Consider the following 25,578-nt stretch of genomic DNA (forward strand, 5'->3'; position numbering starts at 1 on the left):
GCAGGACCCTCCTGCTGCTGACCACCGGCAGCAATCCGAGCAAAGGAGCCCGCAGTGATCGCGTGGTCGAAGGACGACGAGAGGCTGAGAGAGGGGATCGGCCTGTGGTTCGGGAAGTTCGGCGAGGACTTCTCGCGCTACGACAGGGAAGCGGCCTTTCCGCGCGAACCCTGGCACGCCGTCATGGAATCCGGGCTCCTGCGCCTGCCCTTCGACGAGAAGTGGGGCGGCCTCGGCCAGTCCCTCCTCACCACCATGTACGTGCTGGAGGACCTGGGCCGCGGCTGCCCCAACAGCGCATTGAACTTCGCCATCACCACACACATGGTGAGCACCGGCATCGCCCTCCAGCGCTTCGGCTCCACCGCGCTCAAGGACACGTACCTGCCGCGGATCAGCGCCGGCACCGCCATCGGCGCCCACGCCGTCACCGAACCCGACAGCGGTTCCGACGCCCTCGGCATGCGGACGACCGCGACCGCCGACGGCGACTGCTACCGCCTCAGCGGCTCCAAGGCGTTCGTCGGCAACGGGCCTGTCGCCGACCTCGTCGTCGTCTACGCCAGGACCGAACCCGCCGCCGGACCCCTCGGCGTCACCGCCTTCCTCGTGGAACGCGACACTCCCGGCCTCACCTTCGGCAGCCCCACCGAGAGGACGGGGCTGCAGCCCTCGCCGCTGTGCTCGCTCTTCCTCGACGACTGCCGGGTGCCCAAGACCCACATCCTCGGCCGCCTCGGCGCCGGATTCCTCGTCCTTGACCACGTGATGACGTGGGAGATCCTGTGCTGCTTCATCGTCAGCACGGGCGAGATGCGCCGCCGCCTCGACCGCTGCGTCGAGTACGCGGGGGAGCGGGGCGCCTTCGGCCGGCCCATCGGCGGCTTCCAGGCCGTCGCCCACCGGATCGTCGACATGAAGATCGGCCTGGAGACGTCCAGGAAGTGGCTCTACGACACGGCCGAGAAGTTCGCCGCGGGCCGCAAGGTCACCGCCGACCTGGCGACCGCCAAGCTCGTCGCCAGCCGCGCCGCCCTCGACTCCGCCCTCGGCGCCGTGCAGGTCTTCGGCGGCAACGGCTACGCGGCCGAGCACGGCCTCGAACAGGAGCTGCGCGGCGCCGTCGCCGGAACCATCCACTCCGGTACCGCCGAGACCCAGTACAACCGGATAGCCGCGACGCTCGGCCTGGGGCGCGCCGCCTGACGCGGGAGAAGACCGATGACGACCACAGATCCGGAAAGCGCCCTCGCCCCCACCGAGTTCCTCAACTCCGACGACCCCGACGTCCGCGACTTCGTCCGCCGGACGCTGCCCTGGGACGGGCTCGGCAGCAGGGACGCGGCCGTACGCCTCTACTACGCGGTGCGCGACGGCATCGACTACGAGGTCTACGGCGCGGACCTGTCCCGCACCGGCGTCAGCGCCGGGCAGGTGGCCCGTACCGGCAAGGGCATCTGCATCCACAAGTCCGTGCTCTACGCCGCCGCCCTGCGCGCCGTCGGCATCCCCGCGCGCCTCGTGCTCACCGACGTGCGCAACCACCTGTCGTCGCCCGCGCTGCGCAAGCTCCTCGGCGGGGACACCTTCCACTACCACACCTTCACCACCGTCCACCTCGACGGCAGATGGGTGCGCGCGACCCCCGTCTTCAACCGGCTGCTCTGCCGCCTGTACGGCATGCGCCCCCTCGACTTCGACGGCCGGGCCGACAGCGTCCACCACCCGTACGACGGCGACGGCGCCCGCCACATGGAAGTCGTCCGTGAGCACGGCGAGTTTGACGACCTGCCGTACGAGCGGGTCCTCGACGGCATGCGCGGCGCGCACCCCGGCATCTTCGCGGACCCCGCGAGCACCCGGCTGGTCACCGGCTCGCTGCACGCCGACGCCGGCGCGCGGAAGGGCTGAAGTCCCGTGTGGTTCAACGCGTGCGGCACCACCGCGGAGCACCACGGCGGCATCGACGCCGCCGCAGGACACCTCACGCCGGCACCCGCCGGCGACATCCGCCACGCCCGGGACCGGGCGTGGCGACAGGCCAAGCAGGAGGAACAACATGCCCTTTCCGGCTGACATCACCCCCGTGAACGCGACGGACCAGCGCTTCGGCGACGCCCTGGCCGTGGCCGAGCTACCGGTGATCATGGAGATCAAGCAGTCCAGGGCGGGTGGTGAGGACCTGATGCGGGGCCGTACCGCCGGCGATCTGGTGTCCCGCTACGAGGAGTTGGGCGCGCCCGCGCTCTCCGTCGTCACCGGCTCGTGGTTCGGTGGCAGCGCCCGGCTCCTGGACGAGGTGGTCGCGGCGACCTCGCTGCCGGTTCTCGTCAAGGACTTCTTCACCAAGGAGAAGCAGATCAGGCAGGCCGCCGAGGCGGGCGCGGCGGCCGTGCTGCTCACCGCCACGATCCTGCCGCACCGGCTCATGGCGGTGCTGATCGACGCGTGCCTGGCCCACGGTGTCACGCCGTTCGTCGAGATCACCTCCGGCGCAGAACTGTCCGCGATCACCCGGGCCGAGGCGTGCGTCGTGGCGGTGAACAACGAGGACATCCGCACGCGGGTTGCCGAAGAGCCCGACCTGGGCCGCAGCCACGACCTGCTGCCGCGCGTCCGCGCCGCCGGTGCGGGCCTGGCCGTCAGCGCCGGCGGCATCGCCACCCCCGAGGAGGCCGCCGGGCTGCTCGCGGCCGGCTTCCGCGGGCTGACCATCGGCACCGGGCTCCTGCGCGCGGAGGACCTGGACGCCTGGTTCGGAGACCTGTGCGCACTGCTGCCCGGCGCAGAACCGGCGGCCGGGGACGGACGGCGGCGTCGGACGGCGGAGCCCTCCGCACGGAGGCCGGCCGCCGGCCGTACGGAACGGGCAGCGGCCGGCAGCGCACCGAGCACCGGCGCCGCCGCGGCCTGATACCCGCCCAACCCCGGCACCCCCGCCCCGTCCCCGGCAGCCCCCGGCGCGGTAGTCGATCACCAGCCGGATGCACGGACCGGGCGGCGGCTGACCGCGCGCGGCCGGATCTCCTCTGTGCCGCGCGCCGCCCCGGCCGGTACGTTCTGGTACTTCCCCACCGCGGGCCCGCCGCCCGCGGCGGCGGCACCCCAGGGCAACCGGGCGGAAGGAGCCGGACGATGACCGGACCGAATGGCGCGCGGCCGCACGAAGGACCGGGCCGGCGAAGGTTCCTCGGCTACGTGCTGGCCGCCCCCACCCTCGTCGCCGCCGCCCAACTCGCCCCCGCCCCCGCGGCCGGCGCCGCCCCCTCGCCGGATCTCACCGAACTCCTCGACCTCAACGACGTCATGACCGCCGCCGCACTGCCCACCTCCGGCCTCATCACCGTCGAGGTCGAGGCCGACGGCACCGTCTCCTTCGCCCTGCCCCGCGCCGAGGTCGGACAGGGCATCACCACCTCCACCGCCATGCTCGTCGCCGAGGAGCTGGCGGTGCCGCCCGAGCGGGTACGGGTCACGCTGGCCGAGGCCCGCCCCGAGCTGCTGTTCAACCAGCTCACCGGCGCCTCCAACACCACCATCGCCACCTACACCCCCATCCGTATCGCCGCCGCCGTCGCCCGCCACCGGCTGCTCACCGCCGCCGCGGCCGAACTCGGCGCGCCCGTCGCGCACCTGACCCTGCGCGACGGCGCCGTCCACGACCGCTCCGGCGCCGCCGTCGGCATCGGCGCCCTCGCCCCCAAGGCCGCCGCCACCCGCTCCGAGCCCGTCGAGGTCCGGCTCACCGCCCGCGAGGACTTCACCGTCATCGGCCGGCCCCACAACCGTATCGACGCCCGCGACGCGGTCACCGGCCGCAAGCAGTTCGCGATGGACCTCGATGTCCCCGGCGCGAAGCCGACGATGGTCTGCCGCCCGCCGACCATCAACGGCAAACCCGGCGCCGTCGCCAACCTCGCCGATGTCGCCGCCATGCCGGGCGTCACCGACGTCGTGCCGATCGACACCGGGGTGGCCGTACGCGCCGAGACCTTCGGCCAGTGCATCGACGCCGTACGCGCGCTGCGCGTCGACTGGCTGCCCGGCACCGCCGAGGGCAAGTCCGACGAGACCGTGCTGCGCGAACTCGCCGCGGCCGAGCCGCCGATGGGGCTGCCGCCGCTCACGCCCCACGTGGAGGGCAAGTTCACCTTCCACTTCCGCAGCAACAGCGCGCTGGAGCCCAACTGCGCGATCGCCGACGTACGCCCCGACCGCGCCGAGGTCTGGTCGGCGCTCAAGTCGCCGATCGTCGCCAAGGAGGCCATCGCCGCCAAGCTCGGCCTGCCCCTCGGCCGCGTCACCGTCCACGTCGTCCAGGGCGGCGGCTCCTTCGGCCGCAAGCTGTTCTTCGACGCCGCGCTGGAAGCCGTCGAGGTCTCCCGCAGGATCGGCAAGCCCGTCAAGCTCATGTGGCACCGCGCGGACGACGTCCGCCAGGGCCGTACGCACCCCATGGCCACCTCCCGGGTGCGCGCCGACTACGCCGGGGGCGCCGTCCTCGGCTTCAGGCAGCGGCACACCAGCGTCGCCACCGACTTCGGGCACGGGCTCGGCGAGCTGTTCACCGCCATGGCCGCACGGCTGCCGGTCGGCGACATCGGCTTCTCCCAGACGTTCTTCCACCTCACCCAGTCGATGCCGTACGAGTTCGGGCCGGCCACCCGCCTCCTCAACGAGACCGACAAGGGCTTCAACACCGGCAGCATGCGCAACGTCTACTCGCCGGACGTGACCTGCGCCCGCGAGCTGATCGTCGACCGCCTTGCGGAGAAGACGGGCAAGGACCCGTACGGCTTCCGCCGCGACTTCCTGCGCGATGCACGTTCCCGCGCGGTCCTGGAGAAGGCCGCGGAAGCCGGCGACTGGGGCCGGCGGATGCCCGAGGGCACCGCGCAGGGCATCGCCTTCCACTCCGAGTACAAGTCGGTCAGCGCCGCGCTGGTGGAGATCGACTGCCGCCCCGAGACCGTCGGCCGCCCGATCCGCGACGGCGTCGCGGGCCCCCGCGTCACCAAGGCCGTCTTCGCCGTCGACGTCGGCCTCACGGTCAACCCGCGGGGGCTCGAAGCCCAGATGATGGGCTGCTTCATGGACGGCATCGCGCTGGCCCTGACGTCGAGCCTGCACCTGCGCGACGGCCACTTCCTCGAAGCCAGTTGGGACAACTACTTCTACACCCGGCAGTGGAACACCCCGCCCGAGCTGAAGATCATCGTCATGCCCGACACCTCCGACGAGCCGGGCGGCGCGGGGGAGTTGGGCGTGGCCGCGTCGATGGCCGCGGTGGCGTGCGCGTACGGACGTGCGACCGGAACGATGCCGACCGTCTTCCCGATCAACCACGGCACGCTCTCCTTCACCCCCAAACCGACCGTCCCGCCCATCCCCGCGTCCCCGACCGACGGCCTGGACCAGGCTCGCTGAGGCAAGGAGATCCCCGTGCCCGAGCACACCTTCCGCGTCAACGGCGAGCAGGTCACCGTCGACGTGGCCGACGACGTGCGCCTGCTGTGGGTGCTGCGCGACATCCTCGGCATCACCGGACCGAAGTACGGCTGCGGCATCAACGTCTGCAAGGCGTGCACCAGCCACCTCAACGGCAAGGCGGTCAACCCCTGCGCGATCCCCGTCGGCGACCTGCGGCCGGCCGACGAGGTCACCACGATCGAGGGCCTCGCGGACACGGTCGCCGACGAGCTGCACCCCATGCAGCAGGCGTGGCTCGACCACGACGTCGTCCAGTGCGGCTACTGCCAGCCCGGCCAGATCATGGCCGCCGTGGCCCTGGTGCGCCGCGCGGCCGCCGAGGGGCGCGAGATCACCGACGACGACCTCGACGGCCTGCGCAACATCTGCCGCTGCGGGACCTACGTTCGTATCCGCGAGGCCATCAGGGCGGGCGCCGAGCGGATGTGACGCGGGGCACTCAGGCGGGCAGCCGGGTGTCCACGACGACGGCGATCTCGACGAGCTGGCCGGGGAAGGCCAGCTCGGTCACGCCGACGACGGTGCTGACGGGGCGGTGGGTGCCGTAGTACGCCAGGTTGCCGGCCGAGATCGCCTCGGCGTGCTGCTGCAGGTGCACGCCGTACACCGTCTGCGAGACGATCTGGTTGCGGGTGGCGCCGTAGTGCTCCAGGATCTTGTCGAGGTTGGCGTACGTCAGCGTGAGCTGCGCGGCGCAGTCGTCCGCGTACGCGAACTCGCCCGCCTCGTCGAAGGCGACCTGCCCGGAGACGTGGATCAGCTCGCCGGACCTGATCGCCTGGGCGTAGCCGAAGTCGTTCTCGGGTGCCACGCCGTGGCTGAAGGCGTCGGTGGTGGCCATGATGGGGGTCCTTCCCTGTGCTCTCTTGCGGTTACTCGGAAACTGTAAGAGAGTGAACGCTGACCTGGAAGAACGCACTTTTCGGTGACTGAGGAACCAGATGGTGACCAAGCACGAACGCGGGGGCCTTCCCGAGGACGCGGACCTCAGGCGCGCGGACTCCCTGGCCCGGGAGATCTTCTCCGACGTCGCCAACAAGTGGGCGCTGCTGATCATCGAAGCGCTCGGCGAGCGCACCCTGCGCTTCAGCGAGCTGCGCAAGGAGGTCGAGGGCGTCAGCCACAAGATGCTCACCCAGAACCTGCGCACGCTGGAGCGGGACGGCCTGGTCGACCGGAAGGTCTACCCCACGGTCCCGCCGCGGGTCGAATACACCCTCACCGAGCCGGGCCGCGCCCTGCGGGGCACGGTCGGCGCCATGTGCGACTGGACCCAGCAGTACCTGGGCCACATCGAGGACGCGCGCAGCCGCTTCGACGCCTGACGGCCGGAGCGGGCGCGGAGGTCGTCAGCCCGCGGGCTGCACCCGGGAACGGAGCAGGCAGAACTCGTTGCCCTCGGGGTCGGCCAGCGGGTACCAGCTCTCTTCGCCCGTCTGGCCGATGTCGACGTGCCTGGCTCCGAGCGCCAGCAGCCGCTCCAGCTCCGCGTCCTGGTCGCGGTCGGTGGCGTTGACGTCGATGTGCAGGGGCAGCTTCCCCTTGCGCGGCTCGCTGCTCGCGCTCAGCACGAGCGTGGGCTGGAGGCCGCCGAAACCGGCGTCGGGCGGCCCGATCTCGATGGTGCCGTCGTCGTCCCGGTCGAGCTCGACGTAACCGAGGACCTCGCTCCAGAACGCGGCGAGCCGCTCGGGATCGGCGGTGTCGATGACCAGTTCGGTGATTCGGCATGCCATGGACGCAGCATACGGGCCGCCCCCGGACCCGCACGGCCCCGGGCGGTCCTGCCGGGCGGAGTGTCAGTGGCGGCTGAGAGGCTGGAGTCATGGACAGGGACGAGGAGCTGCTGCGCGGCCGGGTGTACGGCACGGAACACGACGATCCGCACCCGGGGCCGCGGCCGGGCCGGGACTACGCGGAGCTGGTCGGCGGCCCCCTCGACGGGCTGCTGCTCGACATCACCGGCTGGACCGCGGCGGAGACCGCCGCGGGCGCGGCCCTGCCCACCGAGCTGGGCCGCTTCGGCGCCGGCGGCCGCGCCACGTACGCCCCCGCGCCCGGCTCTCCGGGACGCTGGGCCTGGGCGGGCGACATAGCCTGAACGCCGGTGTGGCCGCGCGGACTTCGGGAAGCGGAATCCGGCCTGGTAACGCGCGTGTGCGACGTAGGGTGCCGGCTATGAAAATCTTCGGATGGCTGCTGTTCATCTGCGGCCTGTACTTCCTCGTGCAGGGATTCGCGATGCCGATGATCGCCGAGCGCTCCGACGTGGAGAGCATCGAGTTCCAGCAGATCCGCGAGTCCAGCTCGTACCTCGGCATCGGCCTCATGATCGGCGCGGTGGCCTGCGGCGTACTGGACCGCGGCTCCGGCGGCTCGATGCGGTACGCCGCGCAGCAGCCCCCGGCGTACCCGGCCCAGCAGCCCTACGGCGCCCCGCCGCCCCCGCAGCAGCCGCAGGGCGGCTGGGGCCCGCCGCCCGCGGGCTGATCCCGCGCGACCTCAGGGGGTGACGACGGCGAAGTCCGGGTCGGGCTTGTCGAGGACGGACAGCAGGGTGCGCAGCACGCCCAGGTCGCCCGTGTGCTCGATGTCCTCCGGATCCTCACCCGCCAGCAGCGCGAGCAACTGGGCCTTGGTCAGCGTCAGCGACACGTCGGCCGGCTCTGCGGGATGGCCGTCGAGGCGGTGATGGGTGAAGGCGCCGTGCGAGAGCGTGGCGCGGTGGTGCTCGGCGAGGTCGGTGACGTGCCAGTCCAGGGTGAGGTGGAGATCCCACGCCCGGGGGCCGTTGACGACGATGGCGACGGAGTCGAGGAGTTGCTCCACGCTGAGTGCGGCCATCAGGCTGCTCGCGGCGATGTCGGTCCGGCTGACGCCTTCGCGCAGCTCGCGGGCCCCGACGAGATAGCAGTTGCGCCAGGTCGCGCACTCGGCGCCGTGGCCGAGCCGTTCGAAGACGTCGGCGAGCGTGTTCCTGGCGCCGGTGTGGCCGGGTTCGGCGAAGACCGCGTGCTTGAGGAGTTGCGCGGCGAAGCGCAGATCGCCGTCCTCGGCGTACGCGCTGGCCTTGGCCACCAGGGCGTCGACGCCGCCCATGCACTCGGCGTAGCGCTTGGCGGTCTCGGCCGGCGGGTGCTCCCACAGCGAGGCGGGGTGGCCGTCGTACCAGCCGAGGTAGCGCTGGTAGATGGCCTTGACGTTGTGGCTGACGGTGCCGTAGTAGCCGTGCGTGTGCCAGGCGGCGGCGAGCGACGGCGGCATCTCGATGATCTCGGCGATCTCGGTGCCGGTGTAGCCCTGGTTGGCCAGCCGCAGGGTCTGGTCGTGGAGATACGCGTACAGGTCCCGCTGCTCGGTCAGGAAGTCGCGCATCGCCTCCTGCCCCCAGGTCGGCCAGTGGTGGGAGGCGAAGAGCACGTCGGCGCCGGCGGCGAAGAGCCGTAGCGCCTCGTCCAGATAACGGGCCCACACGCGGGCGTCGCGGACGAGGGCACCGCGCAGGGTCAGGATGTTGTGCAGGTTGTGGGTGGCGTTCTCGGCCATGCACAGCGCGCGGTGGTCGGGCAGCAGGAAGTTCATCTCCGACGGCGCCTCGGTGCCGGGCGTCATCTGGAAGACGAACCGCACCCCGTCGACGGTCTCGGTCTGCCCGGTGTGGGTCACGTCCATGGTGGCGGGCAGCAGCGCGGGCGTACCGGTGGAGGCGGTGAAGCCCAGCCCCATGCCGACCAGCCCCGCGGGGCCGCGCTCCAGGTTCATGCCGCCGTAGTAGAAGCCGCGGCGCAGCATCGCGGTGCCGGCGTAGACGTTCTCCGCCACGGCGTGCTCCAGATACCCGGCCGGGGCGATGACCGGCACGTCCGCGTCCTCGTCCGGGTCGAGGACCCCGAGGATGCCGCCGAAGTGGTCGAGGTGCGAGTGCGTGATGACCACGCCGGTGACGGGCCGGTCGCCGCGCTGCGCCCGATACAGGGCCAGCGCGGCGGCGGCGGTCTCCCGCGAGATCAGGGGATCCACGACGAGGACGCCGTGATCGCCCTCGATCAGGGTCATGTGGGAGAGGTCGTACCCGCGTACCTGCAGCACGCCCTCGGCCACCTCGTACAGACCGGCGCGTGCGCACAGCTTCGCCTGCCGCCACAGGCTGGGGTCGACGGTGTCGGGATGGTTGCCATCGGGAAGAGAACTGAGGAAGGCGGTGTCGTCGAAGTCCCACGCCACCCGCCCGTCCGCGGCCGTGACCTGCCGTTCGGCGGGTCCGGCGAGGAAGCCGCGGTCGGCGGCCTCGAAGTCCGCGCGGTCGCTGGGATCGGGCGTGGCCATACGGGTCCTCCCACGGGGGTAAGTGCCGTGAGACCAGCCTCTGCCAGGCCCGTACGCCGGACTCTCCGGGCCGGGCCGTTCGAGTGACACGCGTAGAAGAGCCGGCTCTTCGAACCTGACGATCCGAATCCTTGTGATCGTGTCCCGGTCAGGTCACCAAACAGTCACACCGGAAGACACGAGCCGCCGCAGTCGGACAGGATTCATCGGTCCGAACACGTATTTGCTAGGGGAATCATGCACAAGCGCACTGCCCGTGTATCCGCTCTTGCTGCGGCTGCGGCGGCACTGACCTTCGCCGTGGCCGGTTGCGGTAGCGACAGCGAGCCGGATGAGGCAGCCTGCAAGGAGGCCATCGCCCAGCAGCTCAAGGACGCCGCTGCGGGCAAGGAGGGCGCCGGCGAAGAGAAGCCTGATGACTGCGAGGGCATCGATGACAAGACTGGCCAGCGTCTGGTGCAGGAGGTCACGGACGAGGAGATGAAGGGCATCGAGGAGTCCCTCGACGCTCCCTGACCGAAACCGGCGCCTGCCCGGCACGGGGGCGAACAAGCCCTGCGCGCCGGGCGGGCCCCGCTTCGGCCAACCGGGCGGTCCACAGGATCCGTAAGGACGGTTCCGCACCCCGGCCCGCATGATCGCGGCACCGGTGCGCAGCCTCCCGGCATGAACAAGATCAGCCGCATCCTGCGCGCGAAACCGTCGACCGCGGCCGCCACCCTGGCCCTCCTGACAGCGGCCACCCTCGGCGCCACGACGGCCGAGGCCGCCGCCGCCGACTCCGCTCCCGCAGCAGCGCCGACGCTGCGCGAGCAGGCCGACGCCCTCATGAACCTCACCTACGGGTCATTCGCCGAAACCCCGCACGTCCCCCCGTTCAACTGGACGACCGACGGCTGCTCCGTCCCCACCGGCTACGCCCCGTACAGCGACGTGTTCCGCCCCGCGTGCGTCCTCCACGACTTCGGCTACCGGAACTACGGAGCCGACCACGAGCTGAAGCTGAGCCCCACCCGCGAGACCAAGAACTGGATCGACGGCCGCTTCCGCACCGAAATGCGCCGCATCTGCGACGACCGCGACACCTCCCGCCTTTCCCACCTCACCTGCGTCAACGCCGCCGAGGCGTACTACGAGGCGGTCCAACTGGGCGGCGACAACGCGTTCTTCTAAAGCCCACCGAACAAGCGGAGACCAGCGCGCCCCCCGGCTGCTCTCCGCCCAGCGGCAGACTGCACCCGTGCCCTACGCCGGAGGAACGCGACCCTGAGCGCGCCGGAGCGGGCGCCGACCGTACCGCGGGGGTGCACGCCGTGCGGGGGGAGACTCCCGGCAGCCGGCGCGCCACCGCGTCACCCGCCGACGTCCGCAGCGCGGATCATGCCTGGCCGGTCTCGAAGTGGGTGATCTTGCCGTCGGTGACGGTGAAGGTCCAGCGGGTGTGCATGGTGCCCCACGTGGTGTTCGTGTACGTGGCGACCAGAGAGCGGCCGTCGGCGGACACGGTTTCGATGTCCATCCGGCCCTCCGCCGAGAAGATCTCCCGCTCGGTCCAGGGCACGAGGCCGTAGTCGGTGCCGTCGTCGGACATCGTGGCGTCGTCGGTGAGCACGGCGAAGAACGCGCCGCGGTCGCCGGCGTTGACGGCGGCGACGAAGACCGCCACCGCCGGGTCGAGGGTCCGCGGGGACATGAGTGACTCCCATGGGTCGTTGGCGAGTGAGTGCCGGCCGGTAGGCCGTGGGCGGCGGGAAGCGGTGGTCGCTGCCCTGCCCGCCCTTCAGCGCGTGGTGTAGCCGCCGTTGAGGAACAGCGTCTGGCCGTTGGCCCACCAGCCGTCCGTGAGCAGGTGGCGGACCCAGGGAACGATGTCCTCGATCCTCGTCAGCTCGCCGTTCATGGCCGAGGACTTGTGGTACGCGATCGAGTCGGGGTCCTCGGCCGGGTAGAAGAACGGGGTGTCCATCGGTCCCGGGGCGATGTTGTTGACCGAGACGTTGCGGCCGAACAGCTCTTTCGAGAGTGCCCGGGTGAAGTGCTCGACCGGGGCCTTGCTCCCGGCGTAGGCGGAGTACAGACCGGTGTACGCGGCGAGCAGGGAGGTGAGCACCGTGACGATCCTCCCGCCGTCCTCGATGCGCCGCGCGGCCTCGCGCATCACGAAGAACGCCGCCTTGCAGTTGACCGCGAACATTCGGTCGTACTCCTCCTCGGTGATGTCGGCCAGCGGCTTCTTCAGCACCATGCCGGCGGTGTTGACGCTGTAGTCGAGCCTGCCGAAGCGGTCGACGACGGTGTCGAAGACGCGCTCGACCTCCGCGGGCCTGGTCAGGTCGGCCTGGACGGCGAAGGCTTCGCCGGGGCCGCCGTTGATCCGCGCGACCACGTCCTCCGCCTTGGCCCGGGAGGAGTCGCTGTTGTAGTGCACGGCGACCAAGGCACCCTCCGTGCCCAGGGCCGTGCTGATCAGGGCGCCTAGATTGCGCGATGCGCCGCCGACGAAGGCGGCCTTGCCGCTGAGCGGGTTGTCCGAGGGGTACGCCATGACGGTCTCCTGCGGTGTCGCACGGGTGGCACGGCCCGGTGCTCCGGGTCACGCCACCACCCTCGCCGCAGCACGGGTCGCAGTTCTTGAACGATCAGCGCACCCGTGGAACGAACCGCTCACCCCTCACCGGCGTACCCCGCCAAGCACGCCGACCCGAGCAGAACGGCTGTCGTCAATCCCCGCTCTCCCGCAGCATCTGCGGGGTGACCCCGCCGTGCCGCCGCATCATCCGCGTGAGATGGCTCTGGTCCGCGAAGCCGGCCTCCGTCGCGATGTTCGCGATCGGCCTCTCGGTGTGCAGCAGCGCGCGGCGCGCCCGCTCCAGCCGCTGCTGGAGCACGAACTGGTGCGGGGACTGCCCGGTGGAGGCCCGGAAGAGCCGGGTGAAGTGGGAGGTGCTCACGCCCGCGACCGCGGCCAGCTCCGCCAAGGCCATCCGCTCGGCGAGGTTGGCGTGGATGTAGTCCATGACCTGCGCCAGCCGCCGCGACGGCATCGCGCCGTCCCGCTCCGCGGTGCCCCGTCCTGCGCTCGCCCTGCGCACCACCACGGCGGCCGCCGCCTGCACCAGCGACTGCGCGTAGAGCGAGTCGGCCGGGCCGGGGCGCGCGTACTCGGAGGCGAGCCGTTCCATCAGCTTCGTCAGCAGCGGGTCGGTGAAGTGGAAGCGCGGCGCCAGCTCGAACCGCCCCCGGCGGCCGTCCTCCGCCGCCATCTGCTCCAGCCACGCCGGTTCCAGCCCCAGCAACAGCAGCTCGACGTCCTCCTGCCAGCGCGGCCGCGAGGCCCAGCCCGCCGGATTGATCAGCGCCTCCCCGGAGTGGAACCGCTCACGCCGGGCCGCCCCGTCCGCGGACCAACGCAGGTTCGCCGACCGCCCGGTGTGCACCACCAGCACGTGTACCGGTGGCCCGACCGGCAGCGGCGCCGTGTCCGACACCCCGGCGGCCCGCTCCACCGCCCGTTCCACCACCGCGTGGCCCAACTCCCGGCCGCTGCCGTGCAGACACGTCAAATGAGGCTTTATGCATGAACCGCTCACCGCGCCATTCTCGCGCCGACCCACCCCGACCGCGGTGAAAGCCCGCGCCCCCCCGTCGACCTCGGCGTTCACCGCCCGCGGCCACCACGGCGACGTGTATCCTGCCGCGCCGAACTCCCTCGCCGCGGTGGTCCGCCGATCCGGTCCCGGCTGCGCCGGGTCGAGTGCCGCCGGGCGGCTACTGGACCCCGATGTGCACCGGGCCTCCCGTGGGGGAGACGCCGTTCAGCACGGCCGACGGGATCCGGAAGGCGCGGCCGGGGGCGGCCGGCCAGGGGAGCCGGCGGGTGGTGACGGTGCCGGAGTCCTGCCGGACGGTGATCCTGGGGAAGCGGACGAAGGTGTCCGTCCACAGCAGCAGCCGGCCGTGGGGCGGTGCCGGATCGCCGGGACGCAGGATCTGCGGGGCGATCCAGCGGAACGGGGCGTCCGCGATCAGGGGTACGCCTTCGGCCGGCTCGCGTTCGCCGCTCAGGTGGCGGCGGACCTGCTCGGCGACGTGGCGGCCGTCGAGGGCGGCGATGTCCGCGGTGTCCACCGGATGCAGGAGGTTGCCGGCGGCGTAGACCCCCGGACTGCTGGTGCGCAGTGCCGTGTCCGTGAGCGGACCGAGGGTGCCGGGGTCGAGGGTGAGGCCGGCCGCGCGGGCCAGTTCGTGGTCCGGGATCCAGTCGCCGGTGAAGACCACCGTGTCGCAGGCGACCGTGCGGCGGCGCCCGGTGTCGAGGTGCTCGATCTCCACGGCCTCGCAGCGGTTCTTGCCGATGATGCGGGTGACGCGGGTACGGGTGGCCACGGGCACGCGCAGCGCCGTCCGCCCGGCGGCGTTGAACGCGGCGTAGGACTCCGCCTTCGGGTGCTCGCTGATCATCAGGGCGGGGGTGCAGCCGGCTTCGCGGAGGGTGAGGGCCGCGGACCAGCTCACGAGTTCGCCGCCGACGATCACGGCGCGTCTGCCGACGGGGCGATGGTGGAGGTGGACGAGATTCTGCAACTGACCGGTGGTGAGGACCCCTTCGGGGCGGTCCCCGGGGATGCGGCGTGCGGTGCGGGGGCGCTCCCGTGCGCCGGTGGCCAGCACGATCGCCCTTGCCCGGATGCGGTAGCGGCCCTCGGGGCTGGTGACCTCGACCGTATCCGCGCCGGACCAGCCGGTCACGGTGGTACGCGTACGGATCTCGGCCCCTGCCGCGGCGGCCCGGTCGACGAGGCGGCGAGCGTACGCGGGCCCGGACAGCACGCGGCGAAGGTCACGCAGCCCGTAACCGGTGTGGTCGCTGTGCCGGGGGACGCCGCCGGCGGCCGGCTCGCGGTCGACGACCAGGACCGTGCCGGCCTGGCCCGGGGCCAGATCGGCGGCGGCGGTCAGCCCGGCGGGGCCGGCGCCGATCACGAGCACGTCGGGAGTGGTCAGAGGCGGCTGGTGAGTCATCGGTCGTCCCCGCTGTGGTGGTGGCAGCCGTCGTGGGTGTGGTGCCGCTCGTACAGGGCGGCGACGGCCGCGCCGCAGTAGAAGCCCTGGCAGCGGCCGTTCATGGCGCGGGTCCTGCGGCGCAGGCCGTCCAGGTTGCGCGCGGGGACGGCGGCGTGGCAGGCGTCGCGGATCTCGCCTTCGGTGACCCGCTCGCAGAAGCAGGTGAGGGTGCCGTAGGCGGGGTCGCGGGCGATCAGACCGGCGTCCTGGTACGGGCGCGGGGAGGCTTCGCCGATGTTGGGCATCCGCGGCGGCTCGGGCAGTGTCTCGCGCGCCCGCATGGCCAGGCCCGCGTCTGCCAGCAGCCCGCGGACGTGCTCGGCGATGGCCATGCCGGCGGTCAGCCCCGTGGAGCGGATGCCGCCGACGAGGACGTAGCGCTGCTGCGGTTCGGTCTCGATGAGGTAGTCGGGGTGGTCGATCGCGGCGCGCAGACCCGCGTAGCCGGCGGTGACCTCTTCGGCGAGCAGGCGCGGCATCAGGCGCGCACCCTTGGCGAGGAGGAAGTCGAAGCCCTCTTCCGACGTGGCCGTGGCGGTGCGGTCGGTGAGGTCCTCGGCGGTAGGGCCGAGCATCACGTTGCCGTAGACGGTCGGGGCGATGAGCACGCCCTTGCCACGGGACGAGGGCACCGGAAGGATGATCTTGTTGGCGAGCGGGCGGGCCAGCTTGTCGAAGACGAAGAGCTCGCCGCGGCGGGGGGTGACGGTGAAGCGGTCGTGCCCGAAGAGGCGGTCGACGTGGTCGGCCCCGAGGCCGGCCGCGTTGACGACCCAGCGGGCCCGCACGTCACCGGCCGCCGTGTGCAGGGTGGTCGCCTCGTCTCGCTCGTCGATGCCGGTGACGGCGTGCCGGAGCAGGAGGGTGGCGCCGCGCTGCTGTGCGTCGGTGGCCAGCGCGAGGTTGGTGGTCCAGGTGCAGATGATGGCCTCGTCCGGGACGGTCAGACCGCCCAGCGCACCCTCTCCGAGGTCGGGGAGGTCCCGGTAGACCTCGTCGGGGCCGACGATCCGGCAGCGCTCGTAGCCGTTGGCCTCGGCCTTCTCCTTCAGCCCGGGCAGAGCCTCAAGTTCCTCGCCGGTCCACGCCACCAGGATGGCTCCGGTGCGTTCCACGGGGATGCCGGTGGCCTCGGCGTACGCGCCGAGCAACCGGCAGCCGCGGGCGACCAGTTCGGACTCCAGCGTGCCGGGCTTGGCGTCGAAGCCGGTGTGGAGGATGGCGGTGTTGGCCTTGCTGGTGCCGTCGCCCACGTCGTCGCGGGCTTCGAGCAGGGCGACGGCGAGGTCGTATCCGGACAGGTCGCGGGCGATGGCCGCGCCGACGATGCCTCCGCCGATCACCGCGACATCGAAGACGCCGTCGTGCGGACGATGGGGGGTGGCGGTCATGTGTGATCTCCCTTGGCGGCTTCGGCCGCGGCGGCCCACGCGGTACGGAACTCCGCGGCGCGTTCCCGGGACCAGTGCGGCTCGTAGACGGTGGTGGGCTGCCAGTCGCCTACCGCCTCCTTGAGGCTGAGCGCTGGATCGAGGGCGCAGCGCGCCAGGGCGGCCGCGCCCAGAGGGGTGGCGTGGCCGTGCGGGTAGATGTCCACGGGGATCTGCGCGATGTCGGCCTGGGCCTGCATGAGGGCGGCGGAGTTGGTCAGGCCGCCGTCCGCGCGCAGCCGGGTCAGCGGCCTGCCGATGTCGCCGGCCACCAGCGTGCACAGCTCGGCGACCTGCGCCGCGATGCCCTGCAGCACCGCGGCGACGAGGTGCTCGCGGCGGGTTGCCAGCGTCATGCCCGTAAAGGAGGCGGTGGCGTCCGGGGCCCACCACGGGGCGGCCAGGCCGGCGAACGCGGGGACGCACAGCACCCCTTCCGTATCGGCGGCGGCGAGCGCGTCCAGTTCGGTCGCGGACCGTACGAGGCCGAGGTCCTCAAGCCAGCGCACCGCGGAGGCGACGGTGTACACCTGCCCGTCCACGCAGTACGTGCGCCGGCCGTGCCGCTGCCAGGCCACCGACGTGGTCAGTCCGGCGCCGGAACGCACCGGGTTCGGGCCGGTGTTGGCGAGCAGGAACGCCCCGGTTCCGTAGGTGCACTTGGCGGAGCCCGGCTCCAGGCAGCCCTCGGCGACCAGCGCCGCCTGCTGGTCGACGACGAGGCCGGCCACGGGCACCTCCGGGCCGAAGGCCCGGGTGGTACCGGCGATCTCGTCGGAGGCGACGATGCGGGGCAGTCGCTCGCCGCCCAGGCCGAACAGGCCGAGCAGTTCGTCGTCCCAGGTGGCGCTGTCGAGATCGAGGACCAGGGAGCGGCTGGCGGTGGCGGCGTCGGTCACGAACTCCCCGGTGAGGTGGTGCACCAGCCAGGTGTCGGTGGTCGTCACCACCCCGTCGCGGGTGAGGTGGCGGCGCAGCCAGGCCATCTTGGGTGCGGAGAAGTACGGATCGAGAACGAGCCCGGTGCGCCGCGCGATCTCGTCGGCCCGGTCGGCCAGTTCCGCGCAGACGGACTCCGCCCGCCGGTCCTGCCAGACGAGGGCCGGGGACAGCGGTGCTCCGGTGGCCGGATCCCAGGCCAGAACGGTTTCCCCCTGGTTGGCCAGGGCTACGCAGTCGATCGGCCGGCCGGCCTCGCGGACGGCCCGGCGGCCGGTGCCGAGGACGGAGCGGAGCAGTTCGTGCGGGTCCTGCTCGACGCCTCCGCCGGGGAGGTAGGCCGGACGGATCGTCTCCTCGGCGATCGAGACGATCCCCTCCTCGGCGTCGACGACGATGGCCTTGGTGCCGGAGGTGCCCTGGTCGATGGCGAGGATCGTGCTCATCGCGCGTTCCCTTCGGCAGTCTTGGGCCGCGGGATCGCGGTGTCGGCGGTGTCCAGCGACCGGTCGACGTCGGCCAGGTCGGGCATGGTCAGGCCGGCCCGGCCGCTGCGGAGCAGCAGACCGGCGAAGTACACGGCGCCGATCGCGAACAGGACCAGCACGTAGATCCACGGGGCCCGGAACGAGGCGTCGCGGAAGATCAGCAGCTCGTAGACCAGCCACACGGCCGCGACGACGAGGACCGGGATCTCCCAGCGGCCCAGCGTGAATCCCCGGGACGGCGGCAGGGAGCGGCGCTTGGCCGCGTACATCGCGACGGTTCCCGCGTAGATGAGGGCGGGCAGCAGGGTGGCGGCGGAGAAGAGCTCGAACAGCGCGTCGGTGGACTGGGAGAAGACCGCCAGGATGATCTGGGCGATCAGCATCATGAACACCGAGGCGTTCAGCGGCGTCGCCGTGCGCGGGTGGATGCGGCGCAGCAGTTGCCAGCCGGGGAAGCGCTCGTCCCGGGACATCGCGTACACCAGCCGGGTGCCGCTCAGGGTGATCACGAGCCCGCACGAGAAGATCGAGATCACCACCAGGACCAGGAGGATTTTGCCCACGACCGAGCCGAGCACGGCGGTGATCACGGTGGCCACCGGGGTGTCCGACGTGCCGACGCCGTCGACGCGCCCGGCCGCGGCGGTGATCGCGATCAGGAAGAGCAGACCGAGCACACCCAGGGAGATCACGGCCTGCACCATGGCCCTGGGGATGACGCGGGCCGGGTCCTTGGTCTCCTCCGCCAGGTTGGCCGCAGACTCGAACCCGACGATGGTGAACGCGCCCAGCAGGAACGCCAGGGCGAAAGGACCCGCTTCGGTGGCGCCGCCCAGCGCGTAGTACCCGCTCTCGGGAACGGGACCGGCGTCGAAGAGATGGCCGAAGTCCAGCATGCCGGTCAGGGCCCCGACGACGAAGAGCAGCACGGTCAGGGCGATCATGCCGATGAGCTGCACGGTCACCGCCGTGCTGTTGACCCGGTGGGTGAAGCGCGTCGAGGCGGCCACTAGGAGGGCCTGGAGCAGCACCACGACGGCCGTGATCACCCAGGCGTTCTGGGTGGTGCCGACGTACTGGAACAACTCGGGGAGGATGGTCGAGGCGATGGTGTAGTCCACGGCGACGACGACCACCCCCAGGAAGGCGAACGAGACCCAGCCCATGATCCAGCCCCACACCGGCCCGACGATCCGCGACACCCACTGGTAGGAGTAGCCGCTGATCGGGATCCTGGCCGCCAGGGCGCCGAAGACGAGGGCGATGGAGAGCTGGCCGACCACGGAGATCGGCCAGGCCCAGATGCCGCGGGGGCCGGAGGTGCTCAGGACGGCCCCGTAGGTGGTGAAGATCCCGGTGGCGATGGAGACGAAGCCGAAGGCCACGGAGAACGAGGCGTACCAGCCCAGCTCGCGCGCCATCCGCTGCTGGGGCCGGCCGCCGTCCTGACGGGCCGGCTCCGCTCCCGGGGGACGTGCCTCTACGTCTGCCATAGCTCGACCGCCTGACCGTTCATGTGGATTTCTGACTGAGAATTCCTGTGATTGTGGATCCATGCCCGAGCATAGTCAAGAGGGCGTCGCGGGCATCCTCTCTGCTTGGGCTCGGACGCTCGGTCCGGCAGCGCCGTGGCGCAGCCGTAGGATGCAGTCACAGCTCCACAAAAACGGTCACGTATCCAAGGGGTGAGTCGTGCTCGCTGCCGAGCGACACCGCAAGATCGTCGCCGAGATCTCCCGGCTCAAGTTCGTGACCACCGAGGACCTGACCACCCTGCTCGGCGTGTCCCAGGAGACGATCCGCCGGGATCTCGCCCTCCTGGAACGGCGGGGTGAGCTCACCCGGGTCCACGGCGGCGCGACCAGCCGCCAGGAACCGGTCGGGGAGGAGGCGTCCTTCGCGGAACGCAGCGGCATCCTCGCCGAGGAGAAGGCCGCGATCGGCGAGGCCGCGGCAGCCCTGATCAAGCCCCACCAGACCGTCGTCATCGATGTCGGCACCACCGCCCTGGAGGTGGCGCGCGCCCTGCCCGCCGACCATGTCGGCGTCATCGCCACCCCCTCCCTGCTCGTGGCGGCGGAGGTCAGCACGCGGCCCGGGGTCGAGGTGCTGGTCAGCGGCGGCCGGGTGCGCGCGGGCGACCTGGCGTGCTCCAACGTCCGGGCCGTGGAGTTCTTCGGCGACCTGCGCGCCGACACCGCCTTCATCGGCTCCGGGGGAGTCGCCCAGTACGGCCTGACGGACTTCCACCTCGACGAGGTCGCCACCAAGCGCGTCATGCTCGCCAACGCCGCGCACCGCTACGTCCTCGCGGACTCCAGCAAGCTCGGTCGGACGGCGGTGCACCGCGTGTGCGAGCTGCACGGGTTCGACACCCTGATCACGGACAAGCCGTGCCCGCCCGAGCTGAACACGGCCCTCAGCCTGGCCGGCACCGATGTCATCGTGGCCAGGCGCGCGCGCCGCTGAAGCCGGCGATGGTGCCGGCCGGAAGCAGCAGCGGCCCCGGGGCTGCGGCCTTCGACGTGCCGTACCTCGTCGCCGGTGGCACCGGTACCGTTCCCGACAGAACCCACGCGCGCATGCTCCACGCCGAGCTCCACGACCGCCGCTGCACCGCCGTGGTACGCCGGCGGTGTGCGTCCGTCGGGGTGAGCTGAACGCGAGCCTCTCCAGACTTTCCGGCCCCGTCGGCTAGGCACGTGAAACGTGGCCGATCGCAAGCTCCACCGCCTTCTACCGGCCCGCCGCCCTGGATATGTGGCAGCGGCGGGTGCCTTCGCGGTGGGCATGCTCGGCACGACGCTGCCGACCCCGCTGTACGGGCTCTACCGGCAGCAGATCGGATTCTCCGAGCTGATCGTCACGGTGGTCTTCGCCGTCTACGCGGTGGGTGTCATCGTCGCCCTGCTGGTGGCCGGCGACTTCTCCGACATCCTGGGCCGGCGGCCGATCCTGCTGTGTGCCGCGGTCCTGGCTGCGGGGAGCGCCCTGTTCTTCGTGTTCGAGCAGGGGCTGCCCGAACTGTTCGCCGGCCGGGTCCTTTCCGGCTTCTCCGCGGGCCTGTTCAGCGGCACGGCCACCGCGGCCGTCCTGGACCTCGCGCCGCCGGGGCGCCGCGCCCGCGCCGCCTTCGCGGCGACCGCGGCCAACATGGGCGGTCTCGGTCTCGGGCCCCTCCTCTCCGGGATCCTGGCCGAGTACGCGCCCTGGCCGCTGAAGCTGCCGTTCCTCGTGCACCTGTGCCTCCTGGCGGTCGCGGCCGCGGTCATCTGGATGCTTCCCGAGACGGTGCACCGCCGCCGTCCCCGGCCTGCCCTGCGGCCTCAGGGCATGACGATCCCTCCTGTCGTCCGCGGGGTCTTCGTGCCCTGTGCGCTGGCGGCCTTCGCCGGCTTCTCCATGCTGGGGGTGTTCACCGCGGTCGCCGCGGACTTCATGGCGACGGTCCTGGGCGTGCACAACCTCGCGGTCGTCGGCGGCGTCGTCTTCTCCGTCTTCTGCGCCTCGACCGGAGGTCAGTTGCTCATGGGCCGTGTCGGCCCGGTCAGGGCGCTGCCCCTGGGCTGTGTGGTGCTGGTCCTGGGCCTCCTGCTCATCGGGGCCTCGCTGCTGGTGGAGTCGCTGCCGATCCTCGTCGTCGGCGCGGTCACCGGCGGCGTGGGACAGGGGCTGTCCTTCCGCGCGGGCCTGACGGTGATCGGCTCGGCGGCGCCGGAGCTGCAGCGAAGCGCGACCCTTTCGGCGTTCTTCGTCTTCGCCTACGTGGGGATCTCGCTGCCGGTGGTCGGGGTCGGCGCCCTGACGGTCGAACTGGGGGTGCGTGACGCCGGTTTGGTGTTCGCCGGTTGCGTGATTCTGCTCGTCTCCGCGGTCGCCATGTATCTGAGGCTGCGACCGCCTGCGGTGCGCTGACATCGCGTTCACCGGCTCCGGTGGTGTCACCCGGTACGGCCTGAACCGACTTCCCACCGGGCTGCGGATCCGCGATACGTGACGCGCGCCAAGCCGGGTGGTGGAGTCCGGCCACAGGCCGGAGTCGGCAGGTGTGTGCGGCCTCTCCGATGGCGTGGCGGCGGTGCGTGCCTAGCGTGCGAGATCGGACACCCGGCTCAGGGACGGCCTGGCCGGGTGCCCGTCCTCACCCCCCTCACGACGGGAGAACACCATGGCGGTTCGTGACCGTACCCGTGCTCGCCCCCGGGCGGTCCTGTTCGCGCTGCTCGCCCTGGTCGCCGGGATGTTCGCGGCGCCGGCAAGCGCCTCGGCGGCCGACCTCACGCGGGTCACCGGCTTCGGCTCCAACCCCGGCAACCTCGCCATGTACGCCTACGTGCCCGACGGCCTGCCCGCCGGCGCGCCGCTGGTGCTCGCGCTGCACGGGTGCACGCAGAGCGCGAGCGACTACCACGGCCATTCCGGCTGGGCCGAGTTGGCCGACGCGCACGGCTTCGCCGTGGTCTACCCGCAGACCACGAGCGTCAACAACGCCAACTCCTGCTTCAACTGGTTCCAGTCGGGAGACACCGCGCGCGGTCAGGGCGAGGCGCTGTCCGTGAAGCAGATGGCCGATCACGCCACCGCTCTCTACGGCACGGACCCCGACCGCGTCTACGTCACCGGCCTGTCCGCCGGCGGCGCCATGACCGCGGGGCTGCTGGCCGCGTACCCCGATGTCTTCGCGGGAGGTTCCATCGCCGCGGGCATCCCGGCCGGCTGCGCGCGCAGCCTCGTCGACGCCTACATGTGCATGTACGTCTCGCCCGGCAAGACCCCGCAGCAGTGGGGCGACTTGGCACGTGGCGCCTCGGGCGGCTGGAGCGGGCCGTGGCCGCGGGTGGCGATCTGGCACGGCACCGGCGACACCACGGTGGTGCCGGCGAACGCGGTCGAGTCGCGCGATCAGTGGACGGACGTGTGGGGTACGGGCCAGACACCGGCGGAGACGACGACGCTGCCGGGCGGCACGACGAGGGCCTCGTACGAGGACGCATCCGGCCGCTCCGTGGTGGAGACGTACACGATCTCCGGCATGGCCCACGGCCTGCCCGTCGACCCGGGCACGGTCGCCGGGCAGTGCGGGAGCACGGGCACGTACTACCCGGACCGACTCTGCTCCAGCTACTACACGGCACAGTTCTGGGGCCTGATCTGACACCCGCTCAGCACCGGGCCCGGCCCTCGGCCGGGCCCGGTGCTGCGTCCTGAGCGGGGTGTGCCCGGCGCCGTACGGCCCAACCTGACCGCGCCCCGCCGGACTTGGGATCGGCCGGCCCGTCTACGGTGTCGGGTCAGGACTCGCGGCTGCGGCCCAGTACGTGTCTGTGCGTACATCGAAGTCGCCGGCAGCCGGACGGATATCGTGTCAAGGTCACGACACCGGACGCGAGTTTGTCAACGGGCGCAGGATGGGGAGCATCACGTGGGGGACGACACGGCGGCTGACGGGCCCGGGCGGCTGATCGCGGGGCGGTACCGCTTGCTGGAGCGGATCGGTCGCGGTGGCATGGGTACCGTCTGGCACGCCGAGGACGAGGTGCTCGGCCGGCACGTCGCGCTCAAGAAGCTGCATCTGCCGCCGCATCTGAAGGACGCCGAGCGCGCCACCCTCTTCGAGCGTACGAGGCGTGAGGCGCGCAGCGCCGCCCGCATCACGCATCCCAACGTCGTGGTGGTGCACGACGTCGTGGACGACGAGGGGCTGCCCTGCATCGTCATGGAGTACGTGCCCGCACCCGCGCTCGACGAGGTGCTGAAGAGGGACGGCCCGCTGGCGACCGCCGAGGCGGTCAGAATCGGCATCGGCGTGATCGCGGCGCTGCGGGCCGCGCACGCCGCCGGAGTCTTCCACCGCGATGTGAAGCCCGGCAACGTCCTGCTCGGAGCCGATGGGCGCGTCGTCCTGACGGACTTCGGGATCGCGGTCGTCGCGGACACCTCCACCCTCACGCGCACCGGTGAACTGGTGGGTTCCGTCGACTTCTGCGCCCCGGAACGCCTCAAGGGCGCGGAACCGGCGCCCGCTTCCGATCTGTGGGCCCTGGGCGCGACCCTCTACCAAGCGGTGCAGGGGCGGCCGCCGTTCCGCCGGGCCACACCGCTCGAAACCGCGTACGCGATAGCCGTCGACCCGCTCGAACAGCCCGTCGGCGGCGAGGCGTTGGCCCCCCTGATCGCGGAGCTGCTCGCCAAGGACCCGGCGGCGCGGCCCTCGGCGCCGGAGGTGGAGCGGCGCCTGCGGCACCTGGCGGCCGCCGACCCCGTCACGGACGCACGCCCCACCGTGCCCGAGCTCCCGGCCACCGCGCCGCCGGTGCCACCACTGGCATACGGAACGGAAGCCGCCACGGTCCGTCACGGACGCGGACGAGGACGGCGTACCGGCGTGTGGGCGACGGCCATGGCCGTCACGGTGCCGGCGGTGCTCGCCGGCGTGTACTTCGCACTGCCCGACGACGGCAAGGATTCCGACACCGCCACCCCCGAAAAGAAGCCCTCCGCAACCGCCACCCCCAAGCCCAAGCCCAAGCCCGATCAGGCCCCCGCGCCCGTACCGGAGGGCTACCAACTGGTGCAGGAAGAGGAGTTCGACATCTCCTTCCCCGTCCCCGAGGGCTGGACCCGCCAGGACCTGGAGGAGGAAGGCGAAGGCGTCGCGTACATCGACCCGACCGGAATGGCCGGCCTCCGCGTTGTCGCCCTCGACTACGCGAGCAGCGACCCCCTGCAGCACTTCAAGGACAACGAGACCAAGTCCATCGAGGAGGGGAAGCTCCCCGGCTACCGCCAACTGCGGATGCAGAGCACGACCTACCGGGGCATGCCGGCCGCGATCTGGGAGTTCACCTGGCAGGGCCGCGCGCGCGAATGGCGCGCCCGGGACCTGGGGTTCGGACGCCCCGGCGAGAAGGAGTACGCGATCTACCTCTCCACGCCCAGCGCGGACTGGGATCTCCACGAGCCGGTGTTCGAGAATGTGAGCGACGGCATCCGCCTCAAGACCGATGCAGCCGGGGCACGTTGACCGGGCGCCTCTCAGGTAACCAGTTGCTGCCCGGACCGATGCCCCGCTGACGACTCGCCGCTGCCTTCGGCCGCCGCGGGTGGTGGTCGGGCGTATCGGCCGGCCATCGCTGCTGACCGTGCACATGACGCCCGCTGGTCGGCTACTGCATCAGCTCGGTGTGGGGGTGTTCCGGATCCGCCGGGCAGAGGTGGAGCTGCTGGTCGTAGCCGCTGCCGATGCGGACCGCGGTGGGCTGGAGGCGGCCGAAGTAGCTGATGCCGCTGGGCGGTTCACCGGCCGGTCCCTCCCGGGGGAGCCAGCTCCGGTTGGAGTCGTCGCCTTCGAACGTGGCGATGGTCAGCAGGGCATCCATCTCGCTGTCGCAGGCGGGGCAGGACCGCGGGGCCGGGTCGGTGGGACCCCAGGAGGGCACGTGGCCACCGAGGTGCCCGGCCCCAAGCTGGTCGCCCGCTACCGCCCGGGCGGCTGCGGCTAGTTCACCTTGATGCTGCGGTGCGTGTTCGGATCTTGCGCGGCGCGCATCAGGGCTTCACCGGGCCGCGGACGCGCCCCCGAAGCTGACGAGACCGGCGGTCCGTACGCGATCTGGCCCGACTTGCGTCCGCGGTGGGGGTATTGACGCCGCCCCCACGCTGGTATACCAAAGTGGAGTACCAATTTGGTATACCAGATCGAGCGGTGTCTGCCCTGCGGGGTCCGGTCACCCCGACGGCCTGTGCACGCCGCGCGCGGCCCGCCCGTGCCCGGCCGGTTGCGCGGAGAAGATCGCCTCCGCTGCCCCTTCTCCTTGTTCTCCTTCCCGCCTCTCCCGGGA

The 25,578-nt window shown here is 71.9% G+C and carries 26 protein-coding genes; 15 read left to right on the forward strand and 11 right to left on the reverse strand.

Translation table 11 applies throughout. The features are described 5' to 3' along the window. Positions 1-54 precede the first annotated feature (54 nt). The 6 genes from CXR04_RS34100 (at position 55) to CXR04_RS34120 (ending at position 5,919) form a co-directional block, all read left to right on the forward strand. On the forward strand, positions 55-1,206 hold the full coding sequence (locus tag CXR04_RS34100) for an acyl-CoA dehydrogenase family protein (protein ID WP_101426037.1): 1,152 nt from the start codon (positions 55-57) through the stop codon (positions 1,204-1,206). 15 nt (positions 1,207-1,221) lie between these two features. Continuing rightward, complete coding sequence (locus CXR04_RS34105) at positions 1,222-1,911, forward strand: transglutaminase-like domain-containing protein (protein WP_101426038.1); 690 nt, start codon at positions 1,222-1,224, stop codon at positions 1,909-1,911. Positions 1,912-1,917: 6 nt separating this feature from the next. Then, positions 1,918-2,076, forward strand: coding sequence for a hypothetical protein (locus CXR04_RS35020; RefSeq protein ID WP_159072425.1), 159 nt, complete (start codon positions 1,918-1,920; stop codon positions 2,074-2,076). Beyond that, a complete protein-coding gene (locus tag CXR04_RS34110) occupies positions 2,060-2,914 on the forward strand; it encodes an indole-3-glycerol phosphate synthase (RefSeq protein ID WP_101426039.1) in 855 nt (284 codons plus the stop codon). The genes CXR04_RS35020 and CXR04_RS34110 overlap by 17 nt, the downstream gene beginning before the upstream one ends. A gap of 221 nt (positions 2,915-3,135) precedes the next feature. After that, positions 3,136-5,427 (forward strand): molybdopterin cofactor-binding domain-containing protein, encoded by a 2,292-nt coding sequence (locus CXR04_RS34115; protein WP_101426040.1) that lies wholly within the window; start codon positions 3,136-3,138, stop codon positions 5,425-5,427. A 15-nt stretch (positions 5,428-5,442) separates the two neighbouring features. Beyond that, positions 5,443-5,919, forward strand: a complete 477-nt coding sequence (locus tag CXR04_RS34120; protein ID WP_101426041.1) for a (2Fe-2S)-binding protein — start codon at positions 5,443-5,445, stop codon at positions 5,917-5,919. A gap of 10 nt (positions 5,920-5,929) precedes the next feature. Here CXR04_RS34120 and CXR04_RS34125 read toward each other — a convergent pair whose 3' ends face one another. Then, positions 5,930-6,331, reverse strand: coding sequence for a Rid family hydrolase (locus CXR04_RS34125; protein WP_101426042.1), 402 nt, complete (start codon positions 6,329-6,331; stop codon positions 5,930-5,932). A 100-nt stretch (positions 6,332-6,431) separates the two neighbouring features. On the opposite strand from CXR04_RS34125, the gene CXR04_RS34130 reads away from it, so the two are divergent. Then, positions 6,432-6,815: a winged helix-turn-helix transcriptional regulator gene (locus CXR04_RS34130; protein ID WP_101426043.1), complete on the forward strand. Its 384-nt coding sequence runs from the start codon at positions 6,432-6,434 to the stop codon at positions 6,813-6,815. A 24-nt stretch (positions 6,816-6,839) separates the two neighbouring features. On the opposite strand, the gene CXR04_RS34135 is transcribed toward CXR04_RS34130, so the two are convergent. Next, positions 6,840-7,226 carry a VOC family protein gene (locus CXR04_RS34135; protein WP_101426044.1) on the reverse strand — a complete coding sequence of 129 codons (387 nt, stop codon included), beginning with the start codon at positions 7,224-7,226 and terminating at the stop codon, positions 6,840-6,842. Between the two features lie 89 nt (positions 7,227-7,315). Here CXR04_RS34135 and CXR04_RS34140 point away from each other — a divergent pair, with 89 nt between their 5' ends. Continuing rightward, on the forward strand, positions 7,316-7,591 hold the full coding sequence (locus CXR04_RS34140) for a hypothetical protein (protein ID WP_101426045.1): 276 nt from the start codon (positions 7,316-7,318) through the stop codon (positions 7,589-7,591). 77 nt (positions 7,592-7,668) lie between these two features. Further along, complete coding sequence (locus CXR04_RS34145) at positions 7,669-7,980, forward strand: hypothetical protein (RefSeq protein ID WP_101426046.1); 312 nt, start codon at positions 7,669-7,671, stop codon at positions 7,978-7,980. Positions 7,981-7,992: 12 nt separating this feature from the next. Here CXR04_RS34145 and CXR04_RS34150 read toward each other — a convergent pair whose 3' ends face one another. Further along, a complete protein-coding gene (locus CXR04_RS34150; protein WP_101426047.1) occupies positions 7,993-9,816 on the reverse strand; it encodes an alkyl/aryl-sulfatase in 1,824 nt (607 codons plus the stop codon). A gap of 237 nt (positions 9,817-10,053) precedes the next feature. Here CXR04_RS34150 and CXR04_RS34155 point away from each other — a divergent pair, with 237 nt between their 5' ends. Together CXR04_RS34155 and CXR04_RS34160 are read left to right on the forward strand one after the other, a co-directional pair. Next, positions 10,054-10,332 carry a hypothetical protein gene (locus tag CXR04_RS34155; RefSeq protein ID WP_101426048.1) on the forward strand — a complete coding sequence of 93 codons (279 nt, stop codon included), beginning with the start codon at positions 10,054-10,056 and terminating at the stop codon, positions 10,330-10,332. Between the two features lie 150 nt (positions 10,333-10,482). Beyond that, the gene (locus CXR04_RS34160) at positions 10,483-10,989 is read left to right on the forward strand and encodes a phospholipase A2 (protein ID WP_101426049.1); all 507 of its coding nucleotides are present in this window, start codon (positions 10,483-10,485) and stop codon (positions 10,987-10,989) included. 205 nt (positions 10,990-11,194) lie between these two features. Here CXR04_RS34160 and CXR04_RS34165 read toward each other — a convergent pair whose 3' ends face one another. The 7 genes from CXR04_RS34165 to CXR04_RS34195 form a co-directional block, all read right to left on the reverse strand. After that, on the reverse strand, positions 11,195-11,509 hold the full coding sequence (locus tag CXR04_RS34165; protein WP_101426050.1) for a hypothetical protein: 315 nt from the start codon (positions 11,507-11,509) through the stop codon (positions 11,195-11,197). Positions 11,510-11,596: 87 nt separating this feature from the next. Continuing rightward, a complete protein-coding gene (locus CXR04_RS34170) occupies positions 11,597-12,361 on the reverse strand; it encodes an SDR family oxidoreductase (RefSeq protein WP_101426051.1) in 765 nt (254 codons plus the stop codon). 175 nt (positions 12,362-12,536) lie between these two features. After that, complete coding sequence (locus tag CXR04_RS34175; protein ID WP_234380645.1) at positions 12,537-13,379, reverse strand: AraC family transcriptional regulator; 843 nt, start codon at positions 13,377-13,379, stop codon at positions 12,537-12,539. 205 nt (positions 13,380-13,584) lie between these two features. Next, positions 13,585-14,838 carry an NAD(P)/FAD-dependent oxidoreductase gene (locus CXR04_RS34180; RefSeq protein WP_199850586.1) on the reverse strand — a complete coding sequence of 418 codons (1,254 nt, stop codon included), beginning with the start codon at positions 14,836-14,838 and terminating at the stop codon, positions 13,585-13,587. Next, positions 14,835-16,271, reverse strand: a complete 1,437-nt coding sequence (locus tag CXR04_RS34185; protein WP_101426052.1) for an NAD(P)/FAD-dependent oxidoreductase — start codon at positions 16,269-16,271, stop codon at positions 14,835-14,837. The genes CXR04_RS34180 and CXR04_RS34185 overlap by 4 nt, the downstream gene beginning before the upstream one ends. Then, positions 16,268-17,695, reverse strand: a complete 1,428-nt coding sequence (locus CXR04_RS34190) for an FGGY family carbohydrate kinase (protein WP_101426053.1) — start codon at positions 17,693-17,695, stop codon at positions 16,268-16,270. The genes CXR04_RS34185 and CXR04_RS34190 overlap by 4 nt, the downstream gene beginning before the upstream one ends. Beyond that, positions 17,692-19,230 (reverse strand): APC family permease, encoded by a 1,539-nt coding sequence (locus CXR04_RS34195; protein WP_101426054.1) that lies wholly within the window; start codon positions 19,228-19,230, stop codon positions 17,692-17,694. The genes CXR04_RS34190 and CXR04_RS34195 overlap by 4 nt, the downstream gene beginning before the upstream one ends. Before the next feature lie 199 nt (positions 19,231-19,429). Between CXR04_RS34195 and CXR04_RS34200 the strand changes: the two genes are divergently transcribed. The 4 genes from CXR04_RS34200 (at position 19,430) to CXR04_RS34220 (ending at position 24,761) form a co-directional block, all read left to right on the forward strand. Beyond that, on the forward strand, positions 19,430-20,206 hold the full coding sequence (locus tag CXR04_RS34200) for a DeoR/GlpR family DNA-binding transcription regulator (protein WP_101426055.1): 777 nt from the start codon (positions 19,430-19,432) through the stop codon (positions 20,204-20,206). A gap of 321 nt (positions 20,207-20,527) precedes the next feature. Further along, the gene (locus tag CXR04_RS34210) at positions 20,528-21,652 is read left to right on the forward strand and encodes an MFS transporter (RefSeq protein ID WP_101426750.1); all 1,125 of its coding nucleotides are present in this window, start codon (positions 20,528-20,530) and stop codon (positions 21,650-21,652) included. 253 nt (positions 21,653-21,905) lie between these two features. Then, a complete protein-coding gene (locus tag CXR04_RS34215; RefSeq protein WP_101426057.1) occupies positions 21,906-22,892 on the forward strand; it encodes an extracellular catalytic domain type 1 short-chain-length polyhydroxyalkanoate depolymerase in 987 nt (328 codons plus the stop codon). A 267-nt stretch (positions 22,893-23,159) separates the two neighbouring features. Beyond that, positions 23,160-24,761 (forward strand): serine/threonine-protein kinase, encoded by a 1,602-nt coding sequence (locus tag CXR04_RS34220; protein ID WP_234380646.1) that lies wholly within the window; start codon positions 23,160-23,162, stop codon positions 24,759-24,761. 142 nt (positions 24,762-24,903) lie between these two features. Here CXR04_RS34220 and CXR04_RS34225 read toward each other — a convergent pair whose 3' ends face one another. Then, positions 24,904-25,176, reverse strand: a complete 273-nt coding sequence (locus CXR04_RS34225) for a hypothetical protein (protein ID WP_159072426.1) — start codon at positions 25,174-25,176, stop codon at positions 24,904-24,906. Between the last annotated feature and the right edge of the window lie 402 nt (positions 25,177-25,578).

Source organism: Streptomyces sp. CMB-StM0423 (assembly GCF_002847285.1).
Lineage (GTDB): Bacteria > Actinomycetota > Actinomycetes > Streptomycetales > Streptomycetaceae > Streptomyces.

Bases quoted from the DNA above. Each gene is read 5' to 3' on its own strand.
- CXR04_RS34135 (WP_101426044.1), bottom strand. From the start codon at position 7,226: ATGGCATGCCGAATCACCGAACTGGTCATCGACACCGCCGATCCCGAG.
- CXR04_RS34130 (WP_101426043.1), top strand. From the start codon at position 6,432: ATGGTGACCAAGCACGAACGCGGGGGCCTTCCCGAGGACGCGGACCTC.
- CXR04_RS34180 (WP_199850586.1), bottom strand. From the start codon at position 14,838: ATGACTCACCAGCCGCCTCTGACCACTCCCGACGTGCTCGTGATCGGC.
- CXR04_RS34150 (WP_101426047.1), bottom strand. From the start codon at position 9,816: ATGGCCACGCCCGATCCCAGCGACCGCGCGGACTTCGAGGCCGCCGAC.
- CXR04_RS34105 (WP_101426038.1), top strand. From the start codon at position 1,222: ATGACGACCACAGATCCGGAAAGCGCCCTCGCCCCCACCGAGTTCCTC.
- CXR04_RS34165 (WP_101426050.1), bottom strand. From the start codon at position 11,509: ATGTCCCCGCGGACCCTCGACCCGGCGGTGGCGGTCTTCGTCGCCGCC.
- CXR04_RS34185 (WP_101426052.1), bottom strand. From the start codon at position 16,271: ATGACCGCCACCCCCCATCGTCCGCACGACGGCGTCTTCGATGTCGCG.
- CXR04_RS34140 (WP_101426045.1), top strand. From the start codon at position 7,316: ATGGACAGGGACGAGGAGCTGCTGCGCGGCCGGGTGTACGGCACGGAA.
- CXR04_RS34155 (WP_101426048.1), top strand. From the start codon at position 10,054: ATGCACAAGCGCACTGCCCGTGTATCCGCTCTTGCTGCGGCTGCGGCG.
- CXR04_RS34145 (WP_101426046.1), top strand. From the start codon at position 7,669: ATGAAAATCTTCGGATGGCTGCTGTTCATCTGCGGCCTGTACTTCCTC.
- CXR04_RS34160 (WP_101426049.1), top strand. From the start codon at position 10,483: ATGAACAAGATCAGCCGCATCCTGCGCGCGAAACCGTCGACCGCGGCC.
- CXR04_RS34210 (WP_101426750.1), top strand. From the start codon at position 20,528: ATGCTCGGCACGACGCTGCCGACCCCGCTGTACGGGCTCTACCGGCAG.
- CXR04_RS34125 (WP_101426042.1), bottom strand. From the start codon at position 6,331: ATGGCCACCACCGACGCCTTCAGCCACGGCGTGGCACCCGAGAACGAC.
- CXR04_RS34195 (WP_101426054.1), bottom strand. From the start codon at position 19,230: ATGGCAGACGTAGAGGCACGTCCCCCGGGAGCGGAGCCGGCCCGTCAG.
- CXR04_RS34110 (WP_101426039.1), top strand. From the start codon at position 2,060: ATGCCCTTTCCGGCTGACATCACCCCCGTGAACGCGACGGACCAGCGC.
- CXR04_RS34115 (WP_101426040.1), top strand. From the start codon at position 3,136: ATGACCGGACCGAATGGCGCGCGGCCGCACGAAGGACCGGGCCGGCGA.
- CXR04_RS34215 (WP_101426057.1), top strand. From the start codon at position 21,906: ATGGCGGTTCGTGACCGTACCCGTGCTCGCCCCCGGGCGGTCCTGTTC.
- CXR04_RS34190 (WP_101426053.1), bottom strand. From the start codon at position 17,695: ATGAGCACGATCCTCGCCATCGACCAGGGCACCTCCGGCACCAAGGCC.
- CXR04_RS34170 (WP_101426051.1), bottom strand. From the start codon at position 12,361: ATGGCGTACCCCTCGGACAACCCGCTCAGCGGCAAGGCCGCCTTCGTC.